This window comes from Sediminibacillus massiliensis, assembly GCF_900156915.1.
Taxonomy (GTDB): Bacteria; Bacillota; Bacilli; order Bacillales; family Amphibacillaceae; genus Sediminibacillus_A; species Sediminibacillus_A massiliensis.
The window spans coordinates 3623348-3625018 of record NZ_LT732535.1; the positions used below are offsets into that span (position 1 = coordinate 3623348).

Below are 1671 nucleotides of genomic sequence, written 5' to 3' on the forward strand. Positions count from 1 at the left end.
TTTGATATTAGGTTTCATCTGGCAGTTCATTTTCATCAGTGTTTTCGATGACATCGGAACAGCCCTCGGCATCGAGGCGTTGAGCGGCTGGTTGTCCACGAAGAACACTGGGTTCTGGGGACTTGTGATTCTAACATGCTGGCAAATGGCCGGTTATATCATGATCATTTACATTGCATACTTGCAGAACATCCCGAAAGAACTGATTGAAGCAGCGGAAATCGATGGAGCGAACAGCTGGCAGCGCCTGCGCCATATTACGTTCCCGCTAGTCGCACCTGCGTTCACGATCAGTATGTTCTTGACGTTGTCTACGTCTTTTAAGATTTATGACCAGAATCTGTCGCTGACAAATGGCGGTCCGTTTAACTCGACCCAGATGGTGGCGATGGAAATCGTCAAAACGGCGTTCAACGAAAACAACATGGCATATGCCCAGGCGAAAGGGATCATTTTCTTCGTGATTGTGGCGGCAATCGCCATCACGCAAGTGTATTACAATAAAAAACGGGAGGTCGAAATGTAATGAAAAGCACCGAACTGAGCGGCGGCCGGATTGCAGCCCAAAGCAAATCGAAAGGCTTGAAGCTGGACAAAACAAAACGCAACTTGNTGGGTTCTGGGGACTTGTGATTCTAACATGCTGGCAAATGGCCGGTTATATCATGATCATTTACATTGCATACTTGCAGAACATCCCGAAAGAACTGATTGAAGCAGCGGAAATCGATGGAGCGAACAGCTGGCAGCGCCTGCGCCATATTACGTTCCCGCTAGTCGCACCTGCGTTCACGATCAGTATGTTCTTGACGTTGTCTACGTCTTTTAAGATTTATGACCAGAATCTGTCGCTGACAAATGGTGGTCCGTTTAACTCGACCCAGATGGTGGCGATGGAAATCGTCAAAACGGCGTTCAACGAAAACAACATGGCATATGCACAGGCGAAAGGGATCATTTTCTTCGTGATTGTGGCGGCAATCGCCATTACGCAAGTGTATTACAATAAAAAACGGGAGGTCGAAATGTAATGAAAAGCACCGAACTGAGCGGCGGCCGGATTGCAGCCCAAAGCAAATCGAAAGGCTTGAAGCTGGACAAAACAAAACGCAACTTGATCATTATTGAAATCGTCGGCCTGTTGATCGCCTTGTTGTGGCTGTCCCCGTTTTATTTAATGCTTGTCAATGCTTTCAAAACGAAACGCGAGATCTTTGAAGGGGTACTCGGGCTTCCGACAGCCTTGACGTCAGAGAACTTCGTCAATGCGTTCATTGATTTGAACTTTATGTCGTCCCTGTTCAACTCGCTGTTGGTCACAGGTGCCAGTGTGGCTATTATCATCCTTTGTTCCTCCATGGCAGGGTATGCTTTGGCGAGGAACAAGAGTAAGTTGAGCGGTGCCCTGCTGCTTGTATTCGTTTCCGCGATGTTGATTCCGTTTCAATCGGTGATGATTCCCTTGGTCTCCTTGTTCGGGCAGGTGGAAATGCTGAACCGTGCCGGCCTGATCTTCATGTATCTTGGTTTCGGATGCAGTTTGTCGATCTTCCTTTATCACGGGGCAATGACAGGTATCTCCAAAAGTTTGGATGAAGCAGCGATCATTGACGGAGCGAACAAATTCCAGACGTTCTGGTACATTATTTTTCCGTTATTGAAACCCATTTC

The 1671-nt window shown here is 47.4% G+C and carries 2 protein-coding genes and 1 pseudogene; all 3 read left to right on the forward strand.

The features are described from left to right. Positions 1–526 (forward strand): carbohydrate ABC transporter permease (locus CZ434_RS18740; protein ID WP_143262146.1); only part of this gene is annotated, 526 nt, incomplete at its 5' end. 82 nt (positions 527–608) lie between these two features. After that, a pseudogene (locus tag CZ434_RS18745) lies at positions 609–1031 on the forward strand (carbohydrate ABC transporter permease); the annotation flags it as partial. Positions 1032–1093: 62 nt separating this feature from the next. After that, positions 1094–1671, forward strand: a 578-nt coding sequence (locus tag CZ434_RS18750) for a carbohydrate ABC transporter permease (RefSeq protein ID WP_425442104.1), incomplete at its 3' end; no start/stop codon positions are given.